At 65.0% G+C, this 1,333-nt stretch carries 1 protein-coding gene and 1 pseudogene; both read right to left on the bottom strand.

Annotated features, from left to right (window positions below):
- Nucleotides 1-489, bottom strand: a 489-nt coding sequence (locus EN879_RS36145) for an enoyl-CoA hydratase/isomerase family protein (RefSeq protein WP_164774846.1), incomplete at its 3' end; no start/stop codon positions are given.
- Nucleotides 482-1,333: pseudogene (locus EN879_RS36140) on the bottom strand (acyl CoA:acetate/3-ketoacid CoA transferase); the annotation flags it as partial. The pseudogene EN879_RS36140 and the gene EN879_RS36145, both read right to left, overlap by 8 nt.

Genomic DNA, 1,333 nt, shown 5'->3' with positions numbered 1-1,333 from the left:
CAGCGCCATGCGGCGCACCGTCTGCGCGCCGAAGCGGCGCACGGCGCGCTGCGTACCGGACCAGCCGGGCACGACGCCAATCGAGGTTTCCGGGAAGCCTAATTTCACTTGTGTTTCCGCCACGCGCAAGTCGCAAGCCGCAGCCAGTTCCAGGCCGCCGCCAAGCGCATGGCCGGACAGGACGGCGATTGTCGGCTGCCGCAGCCGCGCCAAGCGGTCGAAGACGCGGTCGCCGTAGCGCACCCACTGCACCTGGAAATCGGCGGCACTCATCTGCGCCCAGGCTTCGACATCGCCACCGGCGCAAAAGCCCTTGCCTTCGCCGCGCAGCAGCACGACGCGGACGCCCTCGGCCATCTCGGCCGCGTCGAGCGCCGTCTCTAGCGCCCGCAGCATCGGAATGTCCAGTGCGTTGAATTTCTCCGGCCGGCGCAGCGTGATGGTACCGATGGCGCCATCCTGCTCGAAGGTGACGAGAGGCTCAGCCACGCGCGCCTCCGACCGAGGCGCCGCCATTCAGCGACAGGCCTATCGGTTGCTCCTGATAGAGGGCTGCCGGTGTCGTCTTGAGGTCCCTGGCAACGGCCAACGGAATTTCCGACTGGGCCAGCACATCACGCTGCAGATCGATGCCGGGTGCGAGTTCTGTGACGACCAACCCCTCCGGCGTCAGCTTCATCACGCAGCGTTCGGTGACATAGGTGATGTCCTGTCCCTGCGCCACCGCGCGCTTGCCCGAAAACGAGATGTGCTCGACTTCGTTGACCACCTTCTTGACCTTGCCCTCGTGGTCGATGCGGATGCCGCCATCGGCCAGAGACAGCTTGGCGCCGGCATTGAAGAAGCCGGAGAAGACGATCTTCTTCGCCCGTGCGGTGATGTCGACAAAGCCGCCGGCGCCGGCGGTGACATGCGGCCGCGCCGAAAGCTTCGAAACATTCACAGAGCCGTGTCGATCGATCTGCAGGAAGGACAACAGCGAGGCGTCGAAGCCGCCGGCCTGGAAATAGATGAACTGGTGCGGCGAGGGCATGAAGGCGTCGGCGTTCGATGAGCAGCCGAATTTGAAGTCGAGCAGCGGCACGCCGCCGACCGCGCCCTGTTCGATCACCCAGGTAATTTTGCCGTGCTGGCCTTCCTCGAGAAGGATGCGCGGCACATTGGCGGAAATGCCGAACCCGATATTGACGGCCATGCCGTCGCGCAACTCCATGGCGACGCGGCGCGCGATCACCTTCTGCACGTTCATCTCCGGCGTGCGGAAGCTCGACAGCGGCCGGAAGATTTCTCCCGAGATCGCCGGGTCATAGGGTGTCAGCGTCGTCTGCAACTG

Source organism: Mesorhizobium sp. M7A.F.Ca.AU.002.02.1.1 (genome assembly GCF_003998535.1).
GTDB lineage: Bacteria > Pseudomonadota > Alphaproteobacteria > Rhizobiales > Rhizobiaceae > Mesorhizobium > Mesorhizobium ciceri.
This window is presented reverse-complemented; position numbering and strand designations above follow the sequence as displayed.